This is a genomic window from Pseudomonas sp. H26/SER47-MNA-CIBAN-0231, assembly GCF_040310465.1.
GTDB classification, from domain to species: domain Bacteria; phylum Pseudomonadota; class Gammaproteobacteria; order Pseudomonadales; family Pseudomonadaceae; genus Aquipseudomonas; species Aquipseudomonas atacamensis.
Genome location: NZ_JBEOPW010000016.1, coordinates 82,056 through 105,677, shown reverse-complemented (window position 1 = coordinate 105,677; position 23,622 = coordinate 82,056). Strand labels below are relative to the sequence as shown.

Genomic DNA, 23,622 nt, shown 5'->3' with positions numbered 1-23,622 from the left:
ATTTGGTCACCGGTGCGCCGCCTTCGCGAGCAAGCTCGCTCCCACATTTGCTCAACAGTGTGACTGAGATCAGCGATCCGAACGCATCAGTTCGGCAAAACCTTCTTCCGGCGCATACACCGCCGCGCGATTGCGTCCGGCATTTTTCGCCTGATACAACGCCGCGTCCGCGCGCTGGATAAACACTTGCGGGCTGTCGTTGCCATGCGGAATAAACGCATAACAGCCCAGGCTCACGGTGAGATAACCGGTCGGCGAGCCGCTGTGGATGATGTGCTTGTCGATCACGCTGCGGCGAATCTGCCCGGCTATCGCCAGCGCGCCGTTGATGTCGGTGTCCGGCAGCAGCACGGCAAATTCTTCGCCGCCGTAACGCACCGCCAGATCCGACTTGCGCTGGCAGCAGGCCTTCACCACTTGCGCCACCTGCGCCAGGCATTGATCGCCGGCGACATGGCCGTACGCGTCGTTGTAGCGCTTGAAGAAATCGATATCGAGCATGATCAGGCTGACCGGGCTGACCTGGCGCGCGCCCCGGGCAAATTCGATGTCCAGCGAGCGCTCGAACAAGCGCCGATTGGCCAACCCGGTCAGACTGTCGTGGGTGGCGATCTGCTCCAGCGCCAGTTGCGCCTTGCGCAGGTTTTTCTCGATACGTTCGCCATCGCGCACTTGATGAATGAACACCCAGCCGAACAGGCCAACCCCGAGAATCACCAGCGCGACAATCACGCTGGACTGAAATGCGCGGTCATACCAGCCCTGCAGAATCGTGTCTTGCGACGTCGCAGCAGAGACCACCAGCGGATACGAGGCGAGCTGTCGATAGCCATACAAGCGGGTCACGCCGTCGACCACGGAGTTGAGCATCGCGGTGCCAGCGTTAGCGTTCGGCAGCAGGGTTTGATAGATCTCGCCGTGGGCCACCGAGGTATTGATCAACGACTCATCAAAGGGCCGTCGCGCCAGCAAGGTGCCGTCGGTCAGCGCCAGAAACATGATGCCGCTGTCATCGAGGCTGAAGCTTTTGAAGAACTGATCGAAGTAGGACATGCGGATGCCCGCCATCAGCACGCCCTGAAAGTTGCCGAGCTGGTCGTTCACGCGTCTGGAAATCGGAATGATCCACTCGCCGTTTTCGCGGCTGCGAATCGCCGGGCCGATGTGCGCAACGGTCGAAGCATTCTGCTGATGGAACTTGAAATACTCGCGATCGGCCACGCCGTTGCCACGAGGCAGATCGGCGAACGAAGTAATGACCCACTGCCCTTCGCGATCGAAGAGAAAGATGCCATGCAACTGATCCAGTTGCTGCGCGCGGCGGGCAAAGATCCGCTGCAACCGAGGTCGCTGCGCCGCCCCGTAACCATCGTCCTGAATCCAGTCGACGAGGCTGGTCATCACCAGATCCGCCGCCCGCACAGTGTCCTCGGCCTGCTGCGCCATGGCCCGGGTCAGGTTGCCCGAAGCCATCTTCGCCACTGCCAGATCCTGACGCCGCGACTGCTCCAATTGCAGGTACAGCAGACCGCACAGGCACAGGCTCACCGCAACGATAAACAGCACCGCCGCTTTGCGAAGCGGCAACCGTTTGAGCGTGCCGGGGGCCTGATGAGGATCGTGAATGGGGATTGGCAAAAGCATGTCCTGGGCAGGTACGACAGGGGCGCGAGCCCGAAACCCTTGTATGTGTGAGCGTAGCCCACCGGGATGTACCGGGCAAACGCCCGCCTCCCGCCCAGTTATCGGCGCGTCGCGAGTTTGGATGATCGCTTTTCGTCGATTTATTTACGATTGCTTCTTTACGGTTAATCAGTTGTGCAGGGCCAGGCGTCGCATCGCGCTGGTCAAGTGTGCGCGGGCACTTTGTGCATCGCCTTCACGCATCTGTTCATAGGCGCGCTGCGCAATCGCATGAGGCACCGGTTTCAATTCACGTTGGGTTGCCATCGCCAGCAGCTGCACCTGCGCAGCGCGTTCCAGGTAATACAGATCGTCCCAGGCTTCGGCAATGGTCGGCGCGGCGACAATCACACCGTGGTTTTTCAGAAAGAGAATGTCGGCGTCGCCCATGACGCTGGCGATGCGGTCGCCTTCGGATGCGTCCAGTGCGAGGCCGTTGTAATCCTCGCCCACCGCCGTCCGTCCGTAGAACTTCAGCGCGGTCTGCCCCAGCCACAGCAGCGGCGGGCCTTGCAACAGGCACAACGCGGTGGCGTGGGGCATGTGCGTATGGAACGCGACTTTTACCCGTGGCAGTTGTTGGTGCAGGCGCGCGTGGATATAGAACGCGGTTGCTTCGGGCTCGCCATCGCCAGCGACCACATTGCCGGCGAAGTCACAGACCAGCAGATTCTGCGCGGTCACTTCCGAAAAAGCGTAGCCGTATGGATTGACCAGAAACAGATCATCATGCCCCGGCAGCATTGCCGAAAAGTGATTGCAGATGCCCTCCTCCAGCCCATGCAGCGCGGCCAGTTGAAAGCACGCAGCGAGTTCGTTGCGGGCGGTGATGATCGCTTCGGTTTCCAGGTTCAGCGTCGCGGTTGGTCTGGCTTTGCCAGTGCCGCTCAAGATATGAGCCATGGCAATCCTCCTTAGGTCCAGCCGAGGGATTTGAACAGCGGCAGCACTTGATCGAGGCTGGACAGGATCGCGTCGGGGCGATAGTCGGGCAACAACTGGCGCCCGGTGCCGCGATCGATCCACACGCAACGAAAACCCATGTCCCGCGCCGCCGTGTGATCGAGCGTCGGGCTGGCGCAGATGTGCACCACTTCATCCCGGGTCACGCCCAATTGCTCATGAGCGTAGTCGAACAGACGGGGCGCCGGCTTGTAGGCGCCAGCCTGTTGCGCGGTGATCACGCGGTCGATATGGCCGTCGAGCTGCGCAACGTTGCCGGCAATGATCTCGTCGTCGGTGTTGGAGACGATGCACAGCTTGAAGCCCATGGCTTTGAGCTGCGCGAGGGTGTCGACCACTTCGGCAAATGGCGGCATGTTCGGGATGGCCGCCGCCAGGCGTTGACTGTCTTCGGGCTGGCTCGGCAAGCCCAACTCTGCCAGCGCCAGTTGCAGGCCGAGGGTGCTCAGTTCGCGAAAGGAACGGTGCGGCGGTGTTTGTTCCAGACGATGCTCGTGACGGTCGTAGACTTCGATCAACTTAGCGGCGTCGACGGCGTGCTCGCCCTTGTCGCTGAGCAGTTTCTCGACCACGGCTTTCAGTCCTTCATCCCACTGAATCAGCGTGCCGTAGCAATCGAAGGTCAGCCATTGCGGGCGTGGCGTGTTGTTCAAGGTCATCGGTCGATTCCTCCAGAGTGAGGACTTCAGCTTATGAGCGTGCGGTGATAGTGTGAAATTAAATAAATTCGTCATCGTCATTCGCAAATCAACTATCAGGAATACCGCCATGCTGGATCTGGAATTGCTGAAAACCTTTGTCTGCGTGGTCGACGAAGGCAGCTTCACCCGCGCAGCCGAGCGTGTGCACCGCACGCAATCGACAGTCAGCCAGCAGGTGCGCAAACTCGAGGATCTGGTCGGCCACCCGCTACTCCTGCGCGACCGCACCGGAGTGAACGTCGCGGTCACCGAACACGGCGAACTGCTGATCCACTACGCGCGCCGATTGCTGGCGCTGTCCGCCGAAGCCACGCAAGCGCTGGCCAGTGACGTCGACCTGGAAGTGCTGCGCATCGGCATGCCGGAAGACTTCGACGCCCGGCGCATGGCACTGATCCTCGCCGGTTTCACCCGCAACCATCCGCAGGCGCGCCTGGAAACCATCAGTGGCATGAGCCTCGACCTGCGCCAACGCCTCGACGCCGGCGACATCGACATTGCCCTGATCAAACGCGAACCCGACAGCGGCCCGGCATGGGCCACCTGGCCGGAACGACTGGTATGGGTCAAAGGCACCGAATTCGACACCTCCAGCGGTGTGCTGCCGCTGGCGCTGTTTCCGCAGGGCTGCCTGTATCGACAACGGGCGATTCGCCTGCTCGATGTAGCGCAGCGACCGTGGCGAGTAGCGTTCGGCAGCCACAGCCTGACCGGGATCCAAGCGGCGGTGGCGTCCGGGTTGGGGATTTCGGTGCTGCCGGTTTCGGCGCTATTGCCAGAACATGAGGTGTGCACGGATTTGCCGGAGTTGGCGCCGACGGAACTGGCGCTGGTCAGCCGCGAGGGAGTGTTGAGTGGGATGCAGCGGGGGCTGGTGGAGTTTTTGCGTGGGGAATTGGGGGTGGATGCGGGGGGATTTGCCTGAGTCCCCCGGCGATCTTTATTCGGGTTTGTTGATTTCGCGGAGCAGGTCGGCGGTGGGGATGTTCATGGTGTTTGAGTAGTAGGTTTTGTAGCCAAAGGCGGTGATGACGACTTTGCAGGGGATTTGGGTTTTATTGTATAGGAGGTTATTTAGCTCCGTTTTTGACAGGTGACGTTGTGAACTACGGTCGCTGGAGGTTTCAACCAGAAACGCGCTGGTGAGATAGGAAGATTTCTCTTTCTCTCTCTTGCTCACGTCTGAATCAATCAAACCTACGGCAGAAAATTGCATTGCTTTATCAACCGAGAAATCATGGTCATCCGCCAAGGCACACTCAAGCGTCCCTGACGCCATACCGACTCCCTCTCCACGATTAAAAAGATCCAGAACATCAACGTCCGATTGATATCGGATAGCGTACAACCGAAAACTTTCTCTTTCGACCGACACATAATTCAAATTTGCTGGAGGCTTCGCATGGTCTTTCGCACAGCCGGAACAAACGGCTAACAATGCGCAAAGCAAAAATCTGCACATCACGAAAACTCCCTCATGACTGATTCGAACAACAAATCGCTTGCGGATTTAGCTCCAGAGATAGGTGCGACAAATAGACCTTTAGCGTCTGCATGATTGGTATCTACGTTAGCATTAAGGGAAGGACCGCAAGATATGAGCCATTTTTCGCCAAAATCCGCTACACCATCTGAAGGATCTCTTTGAGTAGGCATCGCTCTGACGTTTATCCAATCCTCCGCAATGGGCTCGGGACGCTCACGATAGATATCCGAGCCTACCCACACCAATGCGCCTTCACCGACAGGGTCTAAAGTAATCAGCATAGGCACTCTGTACCCCCACTCCGACATTATTCTCGTAAGGTGCGCCCCATTCCACCCCCCAAGACTATGTCCAATAATGTAGATAGGGCAGCTTTTGTACGGTATCAGACTCAAAACATGTCGCTGAATATCTGACTTGCCTCTGACCTCGTTGTAGCCCAGCCACTCCGACTTGTATTTCCCCTCATCTTGTAACGACTCAGCACGCTTATTAAAGTCCAGCCACGCCCGTTGTATATTTCGATACGGCCCAGAGAAGTAATAACTCTCCTTATCCCCGGCCCCACCAATAAAAAGCACGATCACCTTGGTACTTTCCACCGGCACAGGCTTGGCGCTGACATCCTTCTTGTCGGTCAGCGTATGCTCCTTGTGCAGCTTGTAAGTGTTGCCCTTCGCGCACGTTACCGTCTCCGCAGCCATTGCCTCACTCCTCCAGAAACAGCTTGATGGTTTCAGGCAGGTGCGAACTGACTTCGTGAGTAAACCCGTCGGCATCAGACACGCCATGCTCCATGCGCCCGTCGGCGCGCTGGATCATGTAGGGATGGTTGGGCATCGGTTCGCCAGTTACATCGTTGACCAGTTTCAACTTGTCGGTGAAGTGCACCGGCATCGGCAGCAGACCACTGAAAGGCGCCGCGACTACGGTGTCGCCAATGATCACCGTGCCTGAACCGCCGATGACGACATTGCCGTGGCCACCGGTGCTGTCCAGCGTCGCCGCGTTCAAGCCATTGATGAACACGGTGCCAGATACAGCGCCGCTGATCGCACTGCCGCAAGCGGACTTGTCGGTCATGCGCGCAGCCGCCAGTCCATCAAAATTGACATTTGGCGAGCCGCTGACGATCGGGTTGGTGCCGTGTCCCGGCAACGGGCAAGCGGTGGGGTCGGTGACGCGGGCAGCGGGTTTTCCGCTCATGAACAGATCCTTGCAATGTGTCGTGCAGATCCTTTGAGGCGCGCAGCATGCGCGAATTTGCCAAGCGCTACAAATCGTCAGGCAAAAAAGGCGCTCATGCAAGCGCCTCTTTTCATAGGCTGTTACTGATGCTCACCGTACCGGCGGTACCCGAATATCCCCCGCCCGGCACTGCGTCTTCACCCCTTTGCCACACGCGCCGAACTGCAAATCCCTGTCCATGCACACCCGCACTTCCGACAGCTGCGGGCCGCTGCAAACCACTGCAATTCCATCCTCGGGAATACCCGGATTGGCCTTGCGAAACAGATCGACAATTTCCTGCGCTTCGAAGTAATACGACGTCGAGCCGAACGGCTGTAACGCCTGCGGAATCTTCACCGCGCCGAGGGCCTGATCGGACTTGTCCAGATAGCCCTCCGCGCCGAGACCGCTGCAGGTGCCGTGCTTGGACCATTCGTGATCGAGGAGTTTTTTCGTCGGGTACATCGTCAGGCCCTTGCTGGTTTCTGCCGCCGATAGCCTGGTCAGCGGCGGACAGGATTCTGGCCAGCCGCCCTTGGCGTATTGCGGCCACAAACCGTGCAGGACAAAACCATAACCCTTGCCGGTGCACTGCGCGTCGTCCTTGTGCGACAGACAAAAAGTCGGCGACCAGGACAGCGCCAGCAGGTAGTAGTCGAACACCCCCGCCACCGATTCGGCCTGCGCTTTGTTCGACGCCGGCTGACGCGCCGAACTCATGCCGATGCTACCGGCCGTCAGCGCGATCAGCGCCAGAATTGTAAACAGCTTTTTCATTGACCCGTTCCTTGGGACGCCTGCGTCCGTGGTTTTCGTTGTTGGCCAGGCTTGGCCAGTGCTGATTTCGACACGCTTGTATTGCAAGCGCATGACGCAAGGCAAGGCCCTGCGCCGTGCAAAGGTCTACGCTGAACAGGCAGACATCCAACAAGGGAACCGACATGAGTAAAGCAGACGAACTCGCCGCCAGACTCAAGCAGACACGGCATACCCAGGCTGATGCGGCGCTGGAAATCGATTGCTGGCCTGCTCAGGTGTACGACTTGTACCACCGCATCGAAGCCTGGCTACAGCCAGTCACCGAAGTAGGATTGAAGATTCGGCGCAATCCTACGCACGTTTGCGAAAGTTCGCCGGACGGCGAAAGCCACGACTACGCCATCGACCAGTTGGTGATCGAAGCGAACAATCACAGTCTGATTTTCGATCCGATTGCGCGGTTCACCGAGGACGGTTGCGGACGTGTCGAGATCAAGGTGCCGGGGCGTGATCAGTCGTTGCTGCGCACGGTTGACGAGCATGGCGAAAGCCATTGGTGGTTGCAGACTATCGAGACCGGCCAGGAGCTGGATGCGATCGCGCTGACGGAAAACAATCTGCTGCAAGTGGTGCAGCAAGGGTTGAGCCTGTAAGCCGCCCGGGTTAACTGACAAAACTGTAATGTTTGCCTCAGCCAACTGAAAGCCGGGGCTGGCTAGTCTCTCTGTCATGAGCCAGACGGGGATTTCCAGCGCATGCCTTCCATTCTCACAAGACGCACTTTTGTCAAAGGCCTGGCCGCCGGTAGCTTGCTCGGTGGCCTCGGGCTCTGGCGGACACCGGTCTGGGCACTGAACGGCGCCGCCCCCGTCAACGAACTGAGCGGCAACGAATTCGAGTTGTTCATCGGCGAAACTCCGGTCAATTTCACGGGTTCGGCACGCACAGCGATGACCATCAACGGCAGCCTGCCCGGCCCGCTGTTGCGCTGGCGCGAGGGCGATACCGTGACGCTGCGGGTGCGTAACCGGCTCACCGCCGACACCTCGATTCACTGGCACGGCATTCTGCTGCCGGCGAACATGGACGGCGTACCGGGTCTGAGTTTCCATGGCATCGAACCGGGCGGCGTGTACGTTTACCAGTTCAAGGTTCGGCAACACGGCACCTACTGGTATCACAGCCATTCCGGCTTACAGGAGCAGGCCGGCGTCTATGGGCCGCTGGTCATTGAGGCCAAAGAGCCGGAGCCGTTCCAGTACGATCGCGACTACGTGGTGATGCTCAGCGACTGGACCGACGAAGACCCGGCCAGCCTGATGAAGACCCTGAAAAAACAGTCCGACTACTACAACTTTCACAAACGCACCGTTGGCGACTTTATCAACGACGTCAGTGAAAAAGGCTGGGGCGCCACGGTTGCCGATCGCACGATGTGGGCGCAAATGAACATGAACCCCACCGACATCGCCGACGTCAGTGGCGCCACGTATACCTTTTTGATCAACGGCCAGGCCCCCGATGACAACTTCACCTGGCTGTTCCGTCCCGGCGAAAAACTGCGCCTGCGCCTGATCAACGGCTCGGCCATGACCTATTTCGATGTGCGTATTCCGGGATTGAAAATGACGGTGGTGGCTGCCGATGGCCTGCACATCAAACCGGTCAGCGTCGATGAACTGCGCATTGCCGTGGCCGAGACCTATGACGTGATCGTTGAACCTGAAACCGAGGCCTATACCCTTTTCGCCCAGGCAATGGATCGCACTGGCTACGCCCGTGGCACTCTCGCCACACGCGCCGGCATGTCGGCAGCAGTGCCGACGCTGGATCCGCGTCCGTTGGTGAGCATGGACGACATGGGCATGGGCGGCATGGATCACGGCAGCATGGACATGAGCGCCATGGATCACTCCGCCATGGGCCCGATGCAAGCCCATCCCGACAGTGAAAACAACAATCCGCTGGTGGACATGCAGGCCATGATCACCGCGCCAAAGCTTGACGATCCGGGCCTTGGCCTGCGCAACAACGGCCGCCGAGTGCTGACCTACGCCGACCTGCGCAGCACCTTCGAAGACCCGGACGGCCGCGATCCGAGCCGCACGATAGAGCTGCACCTGACCGGCCACATGGAGAAATTCGCCTGGTCGTTCAACGGCATCAAATTCTCCGATGCCGAGCCTCTACGTCTGAAATACGGCGAGCGCATCCGCCTGGTGCTGGTCAACGACACCATGATGACCCACCCGATTCACCTGCACGGGATGTGGAGCGATCTGGAAGACGAAAACGGCAACTTTCAGGTGCGCAAACACACCATCGACATGCCGCCCGGCAGCCGCCGCAGCTACCGCGTCACCGCCGACGCCCTCGGCCGCTGGGCCTATCACTGTCATCTGCTTTATCACATGGAAACGGGCATGTTCCGCGAAGTGCGGGTGGAAGAATGAAGAGGCCGATCATGACTCGACTCAGCGTGTTCTCGCTGCTGCTCGCCGGCACCTCTGCCATGGCCGCCGACGATATGCAGGGCATGGACCACAGCCAGATGCCCGGGATGGATCATTCGGCGATGCAGAGCATGGACGACGGCATGATGCAGCCCGCCGCGCCCAGCGAAAGCCGCACGCCGATTCCGCCCGTGACCGACGCCGACCGCGCTGCGGTGTTCACCAGCCCCGTCGGTCATCAGGTGCATGACAGCGTTATAAACAGCTACTTTCTTGCCGACAAACTCGAATGGCAGAACGCCGATGACGGCAGCGCTTTGGCCTGGGATCTGTCCGGCTGGATCGGCGGGGATACCGATCGGCTGTGGCTGCGCTCTGAAGGCGAGCGCAACAACGGCAAGACTGAAGACGCGGAAATTCAAGCGCTATGGGGCCACGCGATTTCACCATGGTGGGACGTGGTCAGCGGCGTGCGTCAGGACTTCAAACCCGGCGCACCGCAAACCTGGGCCGCGTTCGGCGTGCAAGGCATGGCGCTGTACAACTTCGAGGCCGAAGCCACGGCTTTCCTCGGCGAGGGCGGCCAGAGTGCGGTACGTCTGGAGGGCGACTACGACATCCTGCTGACCAATCGACTGATCCTGCAGCCGACCGCAGAACTCAACATCTACGGCAAAAACGATCCGCAGCGAGGCATCGGCTCAGGGTTGTCCAATACCGAGGCGGGCCTGCGGTTGCGTTATGAAATCCGCCGCGAATTCGCGCCTTACATCGGCGTGACGTGGAATCGCACTTACGGCAACACCGCCGACTACGCCCGCGAAGAAGACGAGGATCGCAGTGAGGCGCGCCTGGTCCTCGGGGTCAGGCTGTGGTTCTGAATTCTTCTACAAAAACAAACCGGAGACCTTGCATGCGCACATTGACCCTGCCCCTGATATTCGCCAGCGGATTGCTCCTGAGCACCCTCGCCCAGGCCCATCCGAAACTGCTCTCGTCGACGCCAGCCGAAGGCGCGGAAGGCGCCGCGCCGGGCAGGATCGAGCTGCACTTTTCCGAGAACCTGGTCACGCAGTTCTCCGGGGCCAAACTGGTAATGACCGAAATGGGTGGCATGGCTCACTCGCCGATGCCGATGAAAGCCAAAGTCAGCGCCAGCAGTGATCCGAAAACCATGCTGATCACCCCGCTCGCCCCGCTGCCTGCCGGCACCTATCAGGTGCAGTGGCGCGCGGTGTCCGCCGACACGCACCCGATCACCGGTAACGTCACGTTCAAAGTGAAGTGAACAATGGCGGACCTGCTCAACATCATCCTGCGGTTCGCCTTGTATGTGGATTTGCTGCTGTTGTTCGGGCTGGCGTTGTTTGGCTTGTACAGCTTCAACGCGCTGCTGCGGTTCCGTCCGTTGTTGCGGGGCATGGCGGTGACAGGGGCATTGCTGTCAGTGGCCGGGCTGGTGCTGATGACCCGCGCCATGAGTGGCGAAACCCAGCTCGCGGCGTTGTGGCCGCACCTGCAGATGATGCTGCTGGAAACGGACGTTGGCCTGGCGTGGGCGCTGCGGATGACAGCGCTGGCCATCGTAGTGATCCGGCCGAGTCTGTGGCCAGCGTCGTTGGCAGGCGCCATTGCCCTCGCTTCGCTGGCATGGAGCGGGCACGGAGCGATGGACGAAGGATGGCTGCGGTTCTGGCACTTTCTCAGCGACATCTTGCACCTGCTTGCGGCGGGAGCCTGGTTGGGTGCCTTGCTGGCGCTGGTGGTGATGGTGAGCGGGCGGATCGGTGATACACGCCTTCGCTTGCTCGCCGGTGCAGTGAAACGCTTCGAATGGGTGGGCGCGTTGATCGTGCTGACGGTGTCGGTCACCGGGGTGATGAATTATCTTTTCATCGTCGGCCCAAGGCTCGACGGAGTGCTGTTCGGCACCTACGGGCTGCTGCTGGCGATCAAGGTGCTGGCGTTTGCCGTGATGTTGGTGCTGGCTGCGTTGAACCGCTTTCATCTTGGACCGTCACTGCAACGATCGCTGCGCGACGGCCAGCACCTCATCGCCGCGAACGCGCTGCGACGCAGTGTGGTGATGGAGCTGGCTCTTGCCCTGCTGATCGTGGCGCTGGTGGCGTGGCTCGGCACATTGAGTCCGGACCCGGGATGACACCTGTGGAAGGCTTTCACTAAACTGGGCCACCTTCCCTTTCAGAAGCCCGATCTCAATGACAACACTAAAAAGCACGATGATCCTCGGCGGCCTGCTGACCCTGGCGACTGGCGCTCACGCCGACCCCGCCACGTCCCACCTCGACAGCATTCAGCAACAAGGCCAGTTGCGCGTCTGCACCACCGGCGATTACAAGCCCTACACCTTCAAGCGCAGCGACGGCGACTTCGAAGGCATCGACATCAGCATGGCCCGCTCCCTGGCCGACAGCCTCGGCGTCAAGGTGCAATGGGTGCAGACCACCTGGAAAACCCTGATGCCCGACATGCAGGCCGGCAAATGCGACATCGGCATGGGCGGCATCTCGGTCACACTGGAACGGCAGAAAAAAGCCTACTTCAGCAACACCCTCGACACCGACGGCAAGATCCCGCTGGTGCGCTGCGCCGACCAGTCCAAATACCAGACCATCGACCAGATCAACCAGCCCAACGTGCGCCTGGTGGAACCTGCCGGCGGCACCAACGAAGCTTTCGTTCACGCCTTCCTGCCCAGAGCGCAACTGGCCCTGCACGACAACGTGACGATCTTCCAGCAACTGCTCGACAACAAAGCCGACGTGATGATCACCGACGCCTCGGAAGCGCTGTATCAGCAGAAACTCAAACCGGGGTTGTGCGCTGTGAATCCGCATAAGTACATGCAGTACGGGGAGAAGGCTTACCTGCTGCCACGCGACGACATCAGCTGGAAACTGTATGTCGATCAGTGGCTGCATTTGAGCAAGGTCACTGGCAAGTATCAGCAGACGTTGGGTGAGTGGATTGCGGTGCCGCAGTAAGCCACTGCCCCCCGCCGGCCACCGCGCGCGTTGAGGGAACGGTTCGCTCAATGCACGCGGTGTCGGGAATCTGAACATGCTCAAACTGAATGCATTCCTGGCCGGCCTGCTGTTCGGCGTCGGTTGGGGGATAGCCGGCATCTGCCCTGGCCCGGCAGTGACCATCCTGTCGACCGGCCACTGGCAGGCAATGGTTTTCGTATTGGCGATGCTCGCAGGCATGGGGTTATTTACGCTGCTGGAAACCCGACGCAACCCGTGACCGCAGAACAACCGGCATTCAGGCGCATGGCACCGACGGCGGCCAGTGTCGGTGGGGGTCAATGTTTTGCATAAGAGCGCGGATTGGATGATCTCCCCAGCCACGCACTCGTCGAGATCTGCGCCAACGATTTGAACGAGGGCCTGGCGAACCAGTAGCCCTGCATAAGATAAATGCCGCAATCGGCGAGAAAGTCTCTTTCCTCGGCACTTTCTATGCCCTCAGCGATCACTTCCACGCCCAGTTCTCTGCACATGTTCACCACGTTGCGCATGATCGTCTGGCGTACGCGGTCACGGTGAATATTGCGGATCAGCGCCATATCCAGCTTGATCAGGTCCGGTTGAAAATCCGCCAACAAGTTAAGGCCGGAATAGCCTGCGCCAAAGTCGTCGATCGCCGTCTTGAAACCAAACTCGCGATACTCACGCAAGATATTCATCAAATGCTTGTTGCTTTCGACGTGCTCGCCTTCCACAGCCTCGAAGATCAGCCGCTCCAGCGGAAAGCCGTATGTGCGCGCCGCTTCCAGCGTGCTGCGAATACACATCTCCGGCCGGTAAACGGCATTCGGCAGAAAGTTGATCGACAGGTACTGCGTCATGCCCAAGTCAGCCGCCGTGGAAATCGCCCGCACTCGACACAGTTGATCGAATCGGTAACGGTTCTGATCGTCCACCTGCTCGAGGACAGACAAGGCGCCTTCGCCGTTCACGCCGCGAACCAACGCTTCATGGGCAAACGTCGTTTGATCGCGCAGATCCACAATGGGCTGGAAAGCGAAGGCGAAATCCATCTCTGGCACACCTTTGTTCCTACAGCCCTGACAGCCTCCGGGAGACGCGAATGATTTTGGAAAGTCGGTCATGACACCCCTGATAACGGGTTGTAACCTTCCATGGTGATTAATGATCAGTTGCAGGATTGCGTCATCTGCCAACCAGGCAACAACTGCAGCCCTGCGGCACCTGAATATTCAAAGGCGCCGCGCGCTCGACGTTAAAATGATCAGGTGCGGAAATGCGCGGTCATTCGCTGCAGGTCCTGCCCCAGTGACGCCAACTCAATCGTCGCCGCCGCACTTTCTTCGCTGGCGACAGCCGACTGGTCAGCCACATCACGCACACTGACAATGCTGCGGTTGATTTCGTCGGCCACGGCACTTTGCTGCTCGGCGGCGGCCGATATCTGCAGACTCATCTCCTGGATCGTCCCGATGGACTGATTGATCTCGGTAATCGCCAATTCGGCCTTCTGCGCCAGTACCACCGTATCGAGGGTGCGCTCGCGGCTTGAGGTCATCAGCGTCGCGGCCGCTTGCGTGCCTTGTTGCAGGGTGACGATCAGCGCTTCGATTTCCTTGGTCGAGTCCTGCGTGCGCTGTGCCAGCGAGCGCACTTCGTCTGCTACCACAGCAAAACCACGACCCTGCTCACCCGCCCGCGCGGCTTCGATAGCGGCGTTCAACGCGAGCAGATTGGTCTGCTCGGCGACGGCTTTGATCACATCGATGACTTTGCCGATCTGCTCGCTGTCCTGAGTCAGCACATTCATCGCACCGCCCAACTCTTCAATGGCCATGGCAAGTTCGCTGATCTGCACCGTCGCCTGCTTGACCACCGTGCTGCCGTGGCGCGCCTGCTGATCGGCGAGGGTCGCGGCAGCGGAGGCATCGGTGGTGTTACGCGCAACTTCCTGCACCGTCGAAGCCATTTCGTGCATCGCCGTGGCAACTTGATCCACTTCGCTTTTTTGCTGACGTACACCTGCGCTGGTCTGCTCGCTCATGGCCGAGAGCTTTTCCGCAGAGGTGGAAATCTGCGTGACGCCATTGCCGATACCTTGCACCAGCGTATTCAGGTTCTGCGCCATCTCCTGCATCGCATTTTGCAAATCGCCCAACTCATCTCTGCGCGCAGACCTGGCCTGGACCGTCAGGTCGCCTTTGGCAATCCGTCGCGCCAGATCAACCGTCAGCGCCAGCGGCGCAGTAATCTGGCGCGAGATGACCACCGAAGCCAACAGCCCGATCACCAGCGCCAGCGCAGTCAATACCGCCATCTGAATAAAAGCCGAATGCTGATCCTCATGTGCAAGGCGCTGCTGGGTGTCCATCAGGCCACTCATGATCTTGTCCATCGCCTTGCTTTCCTGGTCGACCTGCTCGCGCATGTTCTGCTTCTGCTCAAACAGCCCGGCCACTTCCACCAGTACTTCGCGATAACGCCGCATGCCGGCGTGGGCTTCTTCCAGTTGGCTCGACAGCGCCGTCGGCAGGCTGGTGCGCGCCTTGCTGATATCACTCAAGAAGGTATCGATGGTTTCCATCAGCAGTTTTTTGTTCACGTCGTTGGGCACCGCAATGTAACGACGCAACATCAGGCGAAAAGTGGTCATGCCATTGCGCAAATCGGCCACCGTGCGCAGCTCCCGAACGCGTTCACCATCGGCAGACGCCAGTGCACTGGTTGTGGTGCCTTCAAGCATGCCGGCAAAAGTTTGCGCGTACTTGTCCGACAGCGCCGTCAGCGGTTTCAGCGCATCAGTGGTCGATTGATCGGCAGCGATCAGCCGTTTGACCTTCTGGTCGTAGGCAACAATCGTGGCTTGCAAAGCCTTCAGGGCTTGCTGGTTTTCAGCGCGGGTCAAGGTATCCAGCGCCTTGCCCACAAGACCCTGCAAGACATTCAACTGCGCGTTATAGGACTCGGCGAACGCTGCGTCAGCGGCGGCTTCGTACTGTTTCTCGGACAGACGCATATTTTGCGTAGCGTCATTCAACGTGCCGATCAGACGCGTCGTACTCAAGCGATCAACCAGCACGCTGTTGCTGTTATAGCCAATGAAGGCAACCGCCAAAACGGCCAGCAGAAGAATGCCGAAGCCGGTTCCCAGCTTGCGGGAAACTTTGATGTCACCGAGGAAATTCGATGCTACTGCCATATTCAGCCTCAAACGTCCTGACGCGAAACGCCAGGCGCAAAAAATTGATCTCCGGTAACCACAGTCACCGTCCAGACATTCGGGGGGTCGTCATCCAGGGCGAAATACGGGACGCTCCAGCTGTCCCGGGAATGCAAATGCCAATGCTGTTGAAGCGTCGAAAAGAGACCCGACGCGAGCACCGGCAGACAAACCATCACGTCGCAACAGAGCATATGCAGGCTGGATTTATCGTTTCAGCAAAGGTGTCTGGAGGGATGCTATTAATTTTGGGAAAACTTGTACAACTTTATATTTTTGTATAATCGTTGAACTTTTTGAGTGGCGTGATGACGCATTGCCATCATTATTTGTGGCACATCGCTATCAGCGTGAAAAGACGATGAAAATGTCAATGCAGAACCCCGCCCCTCTGCAGCAACGGCGTGCCGCATGCCACAGAGGGACACGGGTTTACGGCTTGATTTCAACCTTATCCAACGCCTGATTCACCGCCAACTCCGCCAACATCACCACCTGCGCAATGCCTAGCGCAGATTTGCGGCGCGAGTTATCCAGCGTCGCGGCAAAGTTGTTGAGCATTTCGGAGGCAGAACCCAGGGTTTCGCAGGCATTGGCCAACAGGGATTCCATGTCGTACTTCGGATTGGCGAGGTACATGCGTTCGGGCGCATCGGTGCTGGCCCTGATTAGGCTGGCGGGAAGGAGATAGTGATCAAGCGCGCGCTCGGCGGCTTCGTGGAGTTTTTTGGAATTGGCGGATTCGTAGGGGGATGCGGGGTCGGTTTCTGGCGGGTTGGGTGTTACTTTGCACATAGATGGAACCTCTAGCGCGATTACTAAAAGAAGCCATCACCCACGCTACCAAACGATGGGTGGCGGCAATACGCGGGTTGGTAGACCGGTCGCACTAGAACCCGGCGCCCACGAATGGGCCCCACGCATGACCACCATGAAATCCGAGTCTTGGGAAAGCGACTGAATTTGGTGATGCGATGCATCTAGACACGAAGCGGGCTACCAAACCCGATCACTGGTTTTCAGTGATGTGGGGACGATAGAACCTGCGGGCTAGAGGCACAAGCCGGGGGATTCTGTCTTAGGTGTAGGGGGAGGCGCAAGGTGGTGTAGGGCATGGATGGTGGCACCGATACGTTTTTAAACAAACGTAGAATCATTGAAAGATTTGCATCGGTAATCTGAAAAAACTGAGCCCGTTCCGGGTAAATAGATCTGCCCCCTTCGCTGCAACTTAATCAAACCATTGTTAAAGGTGAAAAAGATATTAGTTTTATCTCTATATGTAAAATGCCGACCTAAAAAATCATCCAAGTCATATAGCAGCGCTTTACTACCCAATAATTACGGCACCGACATTGCATTACCCACCCAAAATAAGCCCCCCCAAATTACAATAGATACAATCAGTCATTTTCGTTCAAAAGCAATATCCTTCCCCACCTCCACCAATTGAATGCGCCCAACTTTATTCCCGCTCACACACCCAATCAGATATTTAGAATTCACACTGCCAAATAAATAGCACGACTCATTTTTATACTGCTCCCCCACTGCTTTGGAAAAATTCATATCACCGCTCACGATGGAGTTCGCCCAAACCTTTCCCAAATATACGGGAGTCACATACAAAGAAAATAATGCACCCACAAAAAAACACATCAAAACCTTAACACCGAACGCTTTACCTACAACAACCTCAAACACGGAATACGAAATAAATATACCAGACACCAAATAAAGAAAATAAGAAATAAACGTTGAAAACTTATAGCTCTCAAACCAGCCGACCACCAACACATTCGACGGCATAAATTTTAAATATATTAATAACAACGAAAAAATCGAAAAGGTCAGCATTTTCAAGACAATCCAACTCTTGGTCGACAAGATGTAAGCACTGGCAGCACCAGTTACCCCAACCATTGCCAAAGGCTCAAGACCAGCACGGAGAATATCTTGGGTTACCACGAAGTCAATCAGCCAGCCAGCATTTATGGAGCTATACATCGACATCAACTTTGCATAACCAGCTATATAAGCGAATACAGACAGTCCGACGATAGCGCTACCGAGCTTACTCAAAACTTCAAGGAGGTTCCCTGGGGCGGGGGCAACACTCACACTATTCATGACAACTCCAAAAAAAAGCGCCGACCACACTTGATCAGCGCGTAAAAACTACATATTACCAATCCATTCGACACCATAAACCTTAAAGCGTTTCAACTCGCCTCTTCCCGTCAGAACTTTAGCCGCATTTAAGGATATCTTGCCATCCAACCCTCTATTCCTGTCATGACTAGACTTGGTCAGAAACTCTTTTTCACCCGGACTGACCTCAGCATCTAAATCAAATGGAATAGTACGATCTAACTCATCTACATACACTCGACCGTACCCACTTAAAATATTATATTTCGTGACGTTTCCAATAATGCCTTCTTCAGCCTCGCCTTCTTCTCGGATATTCACATACGCCATAGTTGTATGGTCCAACCTTAGCATTTCCCCGACCCTAGGCCGTGAAATAGAGATTTCCATATCAACCGCATTCTGAATCGGGCGATGCAATGAGGCCATTGGCGACTCAAGGGCTACACCTATTTCGCCGATAAGAGGCTCAACCCGATCTTCAAGACGCTTTACAAACGGCGTTTCAGGCTCATGCGTTCCTCCTAATGCCTCCGACCACGTCCACTTAAGAAAATCCCAAAATGCTGCAGTTATTACGCTTGCGCCAATAAACTGGACAACTGGATCAGTGAAAACAATAGTCACCAGTTCTTCGAAACTGCCGTTTTTTGGTGGATGCAAGAAAACTTTAGCACCTGCAACGCGTTCAGCTCGTTTGCGGATTTGACCCTCATTAATGAATGCATGGGTGGTGACAGAGAGAGCCCTCGCCAAGCCGTGCGTTGAAACGCTTGCATCATAGATATCAAGAAGTCCTTGATCAGCGCTTGCGCCACTGTATGAAATTTTGAAATTAAGCTCTTTCATATTACCTCACATCCTTGAGTGTTAAACTGGCAGTGGGCCACTATGCCCGCCGGCGCCTACTGTAGCCTCGAAAAGGATAAAGGCCTAGCGCTTCCATCACCTAAATCATAACGTTACCACTTAGCCCTTCGTACTTCCCATAGAACGGCTGTGTATCAAAAACGGCCAACGAAGGTCGATACCCTTCATCGGCTTCATTATTTTCAAAGACTTAAGCGATAACGAGGTAAAAACGCAAGACGGGCGGCTATATAATCTTTGGTTATGGCGATGGGTAGCGCCCCTTCAAGAGTAGTGACGTATTTAGGAAATTGGAGGCGTTCACTTTAATCCCTCCGTGGCGTTGCCGCCTCGAATCTGCCAAATGAATCACAGCGAGTAAGGCTACCACCAATCCTGATAAACTCGGATGCTTGTGCCTCTCTGATCCAGATTCTGAAATGACTTGTCAACCCGCCACACTCTCCCGCCGCTTCTCCATCGCTCCAATGATGGATTGGACGGACCGCCATTGCCGGTACTTCCTCCGCCTCCTGTCCAAGCACGCCCTGCTCTACACCGAAATGGTCACCACCGGCGCACTGCTCAACGGCGATCACGAACGTTTCCTGCGTCACAACGAAGCCGAGCACCCGCTCGCGTTGCAGCTCGGTGGTAGTGTTCCGCTCGATCTCGCCGCCTGCGCGCGCATGGCTCAGGAGCACGGTTACGACGAGGTGAACCTGAACGTCGGCTGCCCGAGTGATCGTGTGCAGAACAACATGATCGGCGCGTGCCTGATGGGGCATCCGCATCTGGTGGCGGATTGTGTGAAGGCGATGCGTGATGCGGTGTCGATTCCGGTGACGGTGAAGCACCGGATCGGCATTAACGGGCGCGACAGTTATGCCGAGCTGTGTGATTTCGTCGGCACTGTTCGCGATGCCGGCTGCACCAGTTTTACCGTGCATGCGCGGATTGCGATTCTGGAGGGGTTGTCGCCGAAGGAGAATCGCGACATTCCGCCGTTGCGCTATGACGTGGCGGCGCAGTTGAAGGCGGATTTTCCGGAGCTGGAGATTGTGCTGAACGGCGGGATCAAGACCATGGAGGCCTGCCATGAGCATCTGCAGACGTTCGATGGCGTGATGTTGGGGCGTGAGGCTTATCACAATCCTTATCTGCTAGCGGAGGTCGATCAGCAACTGTTCGGCAGTACCGCTCCGGTGATCAGTCGGGCTGAGGCGTTGGCGCAGTTGCGGCCTTATATAGCTGAGCATTTGCTGGCCGGTGGTGCGATGCATCACATCACGCGGCACGTGCTGGGTTTGGGCACGGGGTTCCCCGGGGCGCGCAAGTTTCGTCAGTTGTTGTCGGTGGATATTCACAAGGCCAAGGATCCGTTGGCGTTGCTGGATCAGGCGGCTGAGTTGCTTGAAGGTCGTTGATTGATGGTTTGAGTGTGCGGGCGGCGCATGAGCGTTGCCCGGTATTTTGATGTACTGACAGGATGTCTTTTGTTTATGCCCGCGTTTACTTTTTCAGGTTTCAAGCGTTTCACCCTCCTCGCCTTGTTCAGCTTCACTTCCGACGTTTATGCGCACTGCGATGGCTTTTGCATGGGCCGTACCGATACGCCGTGGGAGGTGACGCAGCTTTCCGGCTTCACTTTGGTGTCTTTGATCCTCGCACCTATTTCGTCTAGCCAGGAAACGACCGACAGTCACAAGCGTGTTTACTCTGCCGAGGAGCAAGAAGACGCGCGACTCTATCTGGCCAGCGACGGCATGCTGCAAGCCGCGTATTTCACCTCAGCCTTGCAGCGCTTTCGTCAGGAGTCGTCGGATTCGACGTTAAACGATCTCGCCGTGGCGGCGTTGATCAGCGCGCAGTGATCAGGCGGCTGCTGCGGCGGTCCAGTTCACCCAGCCGAACAGCCAGGTTGCCAGAATCAACAAACCAAAACCGATCCGGTACCACGCGAACGCGGCATAGCTGTGGTTGGCGATAAATTTCAGCAGGCCACGCACGGCGATCATGGCGAAGATGAACGCGGTGACGAAGCCGAGGGCGAAGACTGGCAGGTCGTTGGGCTGGAACAGGTCGCGGTATTTGTAGCCGGAATAAACGGCGGCGCCGACCATGGTCGGCATGGCGAGGAAGAACGAGAACTCGGTGGCGGCTTTGCGCGAAAGGCCGAAGAGCAGCCCGCCGATGATCGTCGAGCCGGAGCGCGAGGTGCCGGGAATCATCGCCAGGCATTGTACGAAACCGACCTTCAACGCGTGGGACCAGCGCATGTCGTCGACATGTTCGACGCTGACTACATGGCTGCGCTGTTCGGCCCACAACATGACGATGCCGCCAACAACCAGGGCCACCGCAACGGTGATCGGGTTGAACAGGTATTCATGAATCGCGTCGGCGAATAACACGCCGAGGATAACGGCCGGGAAAAACGCGATCAGCAGATTAAGGGTGAAACGTTGCGCGTTGCGCTCGGTGGGCAGGCCTTTGACGATTTCGAAGATCTTCGGACGAAACTCCCAGACCACAGCAAGAATGGCCCCCAGTTGAATAATGATGTTGAACGCCATGGCGCGTTCGCCGCCAAACTCGAGCAGGTCGGCGACAATAATCTGGTGGCCGGTACTTGAAATGGGCAAGAACTCGGTCAAGCCTTCTACCGCGCCTAATATCAACACCTGGAAAAGGGTCCAGAAATCCATTAATCCTCCGTCAGAGCACTCAGGGTGAGCGACCGGTTCAATAACACTCAGGGGTTGAGTATCTGAAGTAATGCATACAGCGATTCGCCGATCCGGAAGAATAGGGTTTATGCAGAGTTAGACTCAAGAGCTGTTAGTAATCGTCGGCCGACGAACTAAACGGAAAAAATTTACATCTATTACAACAAATATTTCAGTTCAGATATGAAGTGTGATCAACATCACACATTGTTGACATGGCCAATCAGTGGCAAAAGGACATAGACAAAGCCATCGTCACAAGCTCAAAATAGTGGCACCATTGCATATAGCCATCATCTACGCGCTAGTTCACAACCCCGAGAAAATCAACTAAAAGCCTGAAAAGCTTAGTTATTGTTAGAAATCTCGGGAGACACGTCTAAAATCCGCGCAAATGTTACCAATTGTCAGTCACAGATAAGAACCGGTGCTTTAACATCCCGATGTCAGCACCTAATTCGAGTCAACGCATGATGCTCTCAGGGAACTTGGCGACGAGAAGTCCGCGCCCGACAAATGATGAATCCGGTGTTCTTGCTCTGGGTCGTACACTGGGTGTGGCTGATCATTTCAGATCGCTGATCGCAAAGCACGTGCAGCCCGATATGATCCTGGAAACAGGTGCTTTCACTAGTTCATATAAGCAGCACGGTTACATCGGTTCCTACCGCGCCATTTTCGTCATCATCGATAGTCCACAAGCCATCGAAGAAAATCTGGCCCTGGTGCAAAACCTGCGCGATGACAACTTGAAGCCGCTTATTTGCGCAATTGTCACCGGCCGCGGTGCCGTCAACAAGATCAAGTATTTTCTCGCCGGAGCGGATGCCTGTATCAAGCTCAACACATTGAGCGATGACAGCGAAGACTTGCTGGCGGAGTTCTTCAACAGCGAAGACTGGCAACGAGATATCAATCTGACGCTTGATCCGACGCGGATCTGCCTGATGGACAGTCGGCGCAAACTGGATATCTCTTTCGCCGAAATGAAGATCCTCGAGGCCTTTGCGCACACCGGCAATCACATTCTGAGTCATGATGAAATCGCCAGCATCATGGGCCTCAACGCCAATTTCTACGACCCTCGGGCACTGGAAAAATCAATCAGTCGCTTGCGTGGAAAAATCAAGGACATGTATGGTACAAACGCGATTCAGAGCATCCGCGGCTACGGCTATCGCCTGATGCGGGGCCTGATATCGACTGCCTGAGTCTCGGGCAGTCTTCCCTTTTGCATACGAACGAAGGATCGTCTGATGCAGCCATATCGTCTCAATTGCGCTTCATACTTATTAAAACTCAAGCACTTGAATGAGCACGGCATCACGCCACATAACAATAAAACTCCATAACATAGCAGCAGATCGAGTGGAATTTATCGATGGCCATTTTCGGCCAGAACCCTGCCTACGATTACTTCCGAGGAAGTCATTGCTCGCCTGCCGATTTATCTTTTAGCCAATTTTGGTGTGTATTTAGGAGAGAGACATGGAAACGAGTACAACCCTCCCCAGAAAATATTTTGTTGTTGTGACGCACAGCACAACGTCGCAACGTGAACTGGAAAGCATCTTGTCCAGTGAGCGTTTCAATTCGTTCGGCACGTCGCAGGCACAAATGTTTGTTGAAGGTGTTGCTTCGCCCTCTTCCGCCCCGATGGTCATGGAGTTCAGTTACCCAAGCCTCAGCCGAAAGAATGTTGCGCGCAGTATCGAACATGATACTCAACGCATACTGGCCACTCTTGAAAATGAATGGCGAGCCGCGCAAACACACAATCCGTTTCAAAGCTTCCCGACCCGCAGTGCAGAACGCGCTCATATCTCCAATGTCAGCGAGAGCACTGAGCCTTGCAGCGACACTTGGCATCTTGACGATGAACAAGGCGTGTTGCTCAAGGACGATGTTGCGATCAGCCTCACTGGCCTGGAAACCGCGCTGGTGCGGAAAATGCTGAGCCATGAAGAGCGCGTGGTCAGTCGTGATGACCTGATCATCAGCATTGGTCGGGAACCCGAGCAATACCGTGGCCTGGAAATGTGCCTGAGCCGATTGCAGGACAAGTTCAAGAGTGCGAGTAATGGCGAGCGATTGTTCCGAGCCGTAAGAAATCGCGGATATTGCCTGATCCAGGAAGTCGTTGCTTAATCACAAGCGACGCGCAAACCAAGACAAACAGATAAAGTGCGACTACAACAACAAGAAGAGCACTCTGTTTGGTTCACCCTCCCTGATTCGATAAAAGCTTCCCTGCCTCCACCCTTCAACAGTAACAAATACACCCTCGCTTTTTCATCCCCCGCTCTACGACCTTTTCTAACAACCTTCTATTTAAATATTAAAAAGTTGGCATTGTGCCATCTTGTTAGAACTCGTCAGACACCATT

Annotated in this window: 24 protein-coding genes and 2 pseudogenes; 12 read left to right on the top strand and 14 right to left on the bottom strand. The window is 56.5% G+C overall.

Annotation, left to right across the window (positions count from 1 at the left end):
- Positions 1-69: 69 nt before the first annotated feature.
- From AAEZ10_RS21460 to AAEZ10_RS21450, 3 genes are all read right to left on the bottom strand, one after another.
- On the bottom strand, positions 70-1,638 hold the full coding sequence (locus tag AAEZ10_RS21460; RefSeq protein WP_350570906.1) for a sensor domain-containing diguanylate cyclase: 1,569 nt from the start codon (positions 1,636-1,638) through the stop codon (positions 70-72).
- Positions 1,639-1,812: 174 nt separating this feature from the next.
- Positions 1,813-2,586, bottom strand: a complete 774-nt coding sequence (locus AAEZ10_RS21455; protein ID WP_350570904.1) for an aldolase — start codon at positions 2,584-2,586, stop codon at positions 1,813-1,815.
- Between the two features lie 11 nt (positions 2,587-2,597).
- Entirely contained in the window at positions 2,598-3,305 is a 708-nt protein-coding gene (locus tag AAEZ10_RS21450) for a haloacid dehalogenase type II (protein ID WP_350570902.1), read from the bottom strand.
- A gap of 109 nt (positions 3,306-3,414) precedes the next feature.
- Here AAEZ10_RS21450 and AAEZ10_RS21445 point away from each other — a divergent pair, with 109 nt between their 5' ends.
- Positions 3,415-4,272: a LysR substrate-binding domain-containing protein gene (locus AAEZ10_RS21445; RefSeq protein ID WP_073471406.1), complete on the top strand. Its 858-nt coding sequence runs from the start codon at positions 3,415-3,417 to the stop codon at positions 4,270-4,272.
- 15 nt (positions 4,273-4,287) lie between these two features.
- Here AAEZ10_RS21445 and AAEZ10_RS21440 read toward each other — a convergent pair whose 3' ends face one another.
- The 4 genes from AAEZ10_RS21440 to AAEZ10_RS21425 all read right to left on the bottom strand — a co-directional run bounded on the left by AAEZ10_RS21440 (position 4,288) and on the right by AAEZ10_RS21425 (position 6,840).
- Entirely contained in the window at positions 4,288-4,809 is a 522-nt protein-coding gene (locus AAEZ10_RS21440) for a hypothetical protein (protein WP_038861910.1), read from the bottom strand.
- Positions 4,809-5,537, bottom strand: a complete 729-nt coding sequence (locus tag AAEZ10_RS21435; RefSeq protein ID WP_073471407.1) for an alpha/beta hydrolase — start codon at positions 5,535-5,537, stop codon at positions 4,809-4,811. Before AAEZ10_RS21435 ends, AAEZ10_RS21440 begins: the two co-directional genes overlap by 1 nt.
- 4 nt (positions 5,538-5,541) lie before the next feature.
- Positions 5,542-6,069 carry a PAAR domain-containing protein gene (locus AAEZ10_RS21430; protein WP_350570925.1) on the bottom strand — a complete coding sequence of 176 codons (528 nt, stop codon included), beginning with the start codon at positions 6,067-6,069 and terminating at the stop codon, positions 5,542-5,544.
- Between the two features lie 102 nt (positions 6,070-6,171).
- Entirely contained in the window at positions 6,172-6,840 is a 669-nt protein-coding gene (locus tag AAEZ10_RS21425) for a ribonuclease T2 family protein (protein WP_130929014.1), read from the bottom strand.
- A gap of 164 nt (positions 6,841-7,004) precedes the next feature.
- Between AAEZ10_RS21425 and AAEZ10_RS21420 the strand changes: the two genes are divergently transcribed.
- From AAEZ10_RS21420 to AAEZ10_RS21390, 7 genes and pseudogenes are all read left to right on the top strand, one after another.
- Complete coding sequence (locus AAEZ10_RS21420; protein ID WP_071173016.1) at positions 7,005-7,475, top strand: hypothetical protein; 471 nt, start codon at positions 7,005-7,007, stop codon at positions 7,473-7,475.
- 102 nt (positions 7,476-7,577) lie between these two features.
- Positions 7,578-9,275: a copper resistance system multicopper oxidase gene (locus AAEZ10_RS21415; protein WP_350570898.1), complete on the top strand. Its 1,698-nt coding sequence runs from the start codon at positions 7,578-7,580 to the stop codon at positions 9,273-9,275.
- Positions 9,276-9,286: 11 nt separating this feature from the next.
- Positions 9,287-10,156 (top strand): copper resistance protein B, encoded by an 870-nt coding sequence (locus AAEZ10_RS21410; RefSeq protein ID WP_122746900.1) that lies wholly within the window; start codon positions 9,287-9,289, stop codon positions 10,154-10,156.
- Between the two features lie 32 nt (positions 10,157-10,188).
- The gene (gene copC / locus AAEZ10_RS21405) at positions 10,189-10,563 is read left to right on the top strand and encodes a copper homeostasis periplasmic binding protein CopC (protein ID WP_056791417.1); all 375 of its coding nucleotides are present in this window, start codon (positions 10,189-10,191) and stop codon (positions 10,561-10,563) included.
- 3 nt (positions 10,564-10,566) lie between these two features.
- Positions 10,567-11,436, top strand: a complete 870-nt coding sequence (copD, locus tag AAEZ10_RS21400; protein ID WP_122703599.1) for a copper homeostasis membrane protein CopD — start codon at positions 10,567-10,569, stop codon at positions 11,434-11,436.
- 58 nt (positions 11,437-11,494) lie between these two features.
- Positions 11,495-12,280: a transporter substrate-binding domain-containing protein gene (locus AAEZ10_RS21395; RefSeq protein ID WP_122752112.1), complete on the top strand. Its 786-nt coding sequence runs from the start codon at positions 11,495-11,497 to the stop codon at positions 12,278-12,280.
- A 106-nt stretch (positions 12,281-12,386) separates the two neighbouring features.
- Positions 12,387-12,542, top strand: a pseudogene (locus AAEZ10_RS21390) (DUF6691 family protein); the annotation flags it as partial.
- A gap of 58 nt (positions 12,543-12,600) precedes the next feature.
- Here AAEZ10_RS21390 and rimA read toward each other — a convergent pair.
- The 6 genes and pseudogenes from rimA to AAEZ10_RS21365 all read right to left on the bottom strand — a co-directional run bounded on the left by rimA (position 12,601) and on the right by AAEZ10_RS21365 (position 18,506).
- Positions 12,601-13,410: a S6 modification regulatory phosphodiesterase RimA gene (gene rimA / locus AAEZ10_RS21385; protein WP_350570895.1), complete on the bottom strand. Its 810-nt coding sequence runs from the start codon at positions 13,408-13,410 to the stop codon at positions 12,601-12,603.
- A 140-nt stretch (positions 13,411-13,550) separates the two neighbouring features.
- Entirely contained in the window at positions 13,551-14,330 is a 780-nt protein-coding gene (locus AAEZ10_RS28015; RefSeq protein WP_372339877.1) for a methyl-accepting chemotaxis protein, read from the bottom strand.
- Between the two features lie 78 nt (positions 14,331-14,408).
- Positions 14,409-15,485: pseudogene (locus AAEZ10_RS28010) on the bottom strand (methyl-accepting chemotaxis protein); the annotation flags it as partial.
- Between the two features lie 453 nt (positions 15,486-15,938).
- Positions 15,939-16,301 (bottom strand): DUF6124 family protein, encoded by a 363-nt coding sequence (locus AAEZ10_RS21375; RefSeq protein ID WP_110646784.1) that lies wholly within the window; start codon positions 16,299-16,301, stop codon positions 15,939-15,941.
- A 612-nt stretch (positions 16,302-16,913) separates the two neighbouring features.
- Positions 16,914-17,636, bottom strand: coding sequence for a hypothetical protein (locus AAEZ10_RS21370; protein WP_110646783.1), 723 nt, complete (start codon positions 17,634-17,636; stop codon positions 16,914-16,916).
- 48 nt (positions 17,637-17,684) lie between these two features.
- Complete coding sequence (locus tag AAEZ10_RS21365) at positions 17,685-18,506, bottom strand: DUF7946 domain-containing protein (protein ID WP_350570891.1); 822 nt, start codon at positions 18,504-18,506, stop codon at positions 17,685-17,687.
- Between the two features lie 440 nt (positions 18,507-18,946).
- Between AAEZ10_RS21365 and dusA the strand changes: the two genes are divergently transcribed.
- Together dusA and AAEZ10_RS21355 are read left to right on the top strand one after the other, a co-directional pair.
- Positions 18,947-19,933 carry a tRNA dihydrouridine(20/20a) synthase DusA gene (gene dusA, locus AAEZ10_RS21360; protein ID WP_350570889.1) on the top strand — a complete coding sequence of 329 codons (987 nt, stop codon included), beginning with the start codon at positions 18,947-18,949 and terminating at the stop codon, positions 19,931-19,933.
- Positions 19,934-19,960: 27 nt separating this feature from the next.
- A complete protein-coding gene (locus tag AAEZ10_RS21355) occupies positions 19,961-20,380 on the top strand; it encodes a DUF2388 domain-containing protein (RefSeq protein ID WP_240783227.1) in 420 nt (139 codons plus the stop codon).
- Here the strand turns inward: AAEZ10_RS21355 and AAEZ10_RS21350 are convergent, their stop codons facing one another.
- Positions 20,381-21,214 (bottom strand): undecaprenyl-diphosphate phosphatase, encoded by an 834-nt coding sequence (locus tag AAEZ10_RS21350; RefSeq protein WP_016775449.1) that lies wholly within the window; start codon positions 21,212-21,214, stop codon positions 20,381-20,383. It lies immediately after the preceding gene.
- 491 nt (positions 21,215-21,705) lie between these two features.
- On the opposite strand from AAEZ10_RS21350, the gene AAEZ10_RS21345 reads away from it, so the two are divergent.
- Complete coding sequence (locus tag AAEZ10_RS21345; protein WP_122703593.1) at positions 21,706-22,446, top strand: winged helix-turn-helix domain-containing protein; 741 nt, start codon at positions 21,706-21,708, stop codon at positions 22,444-22,446.
- A 277-nt stretch (positions 22,447-22,723) separates the two neighbouring features.
- Complete coding sequence (locus AAEZ10_RS21340) at positions 22,724-23,383, top strand: winged helix-turn-helix domain-containing protein (RefSeq protein ID WP_350570886.1); 660 nt, start codon at positions 22,724-22,726, stop codon at positions 23,381-23,383.
- Positions 23,384-23,622: the final 239 nt, after the last annotated feature.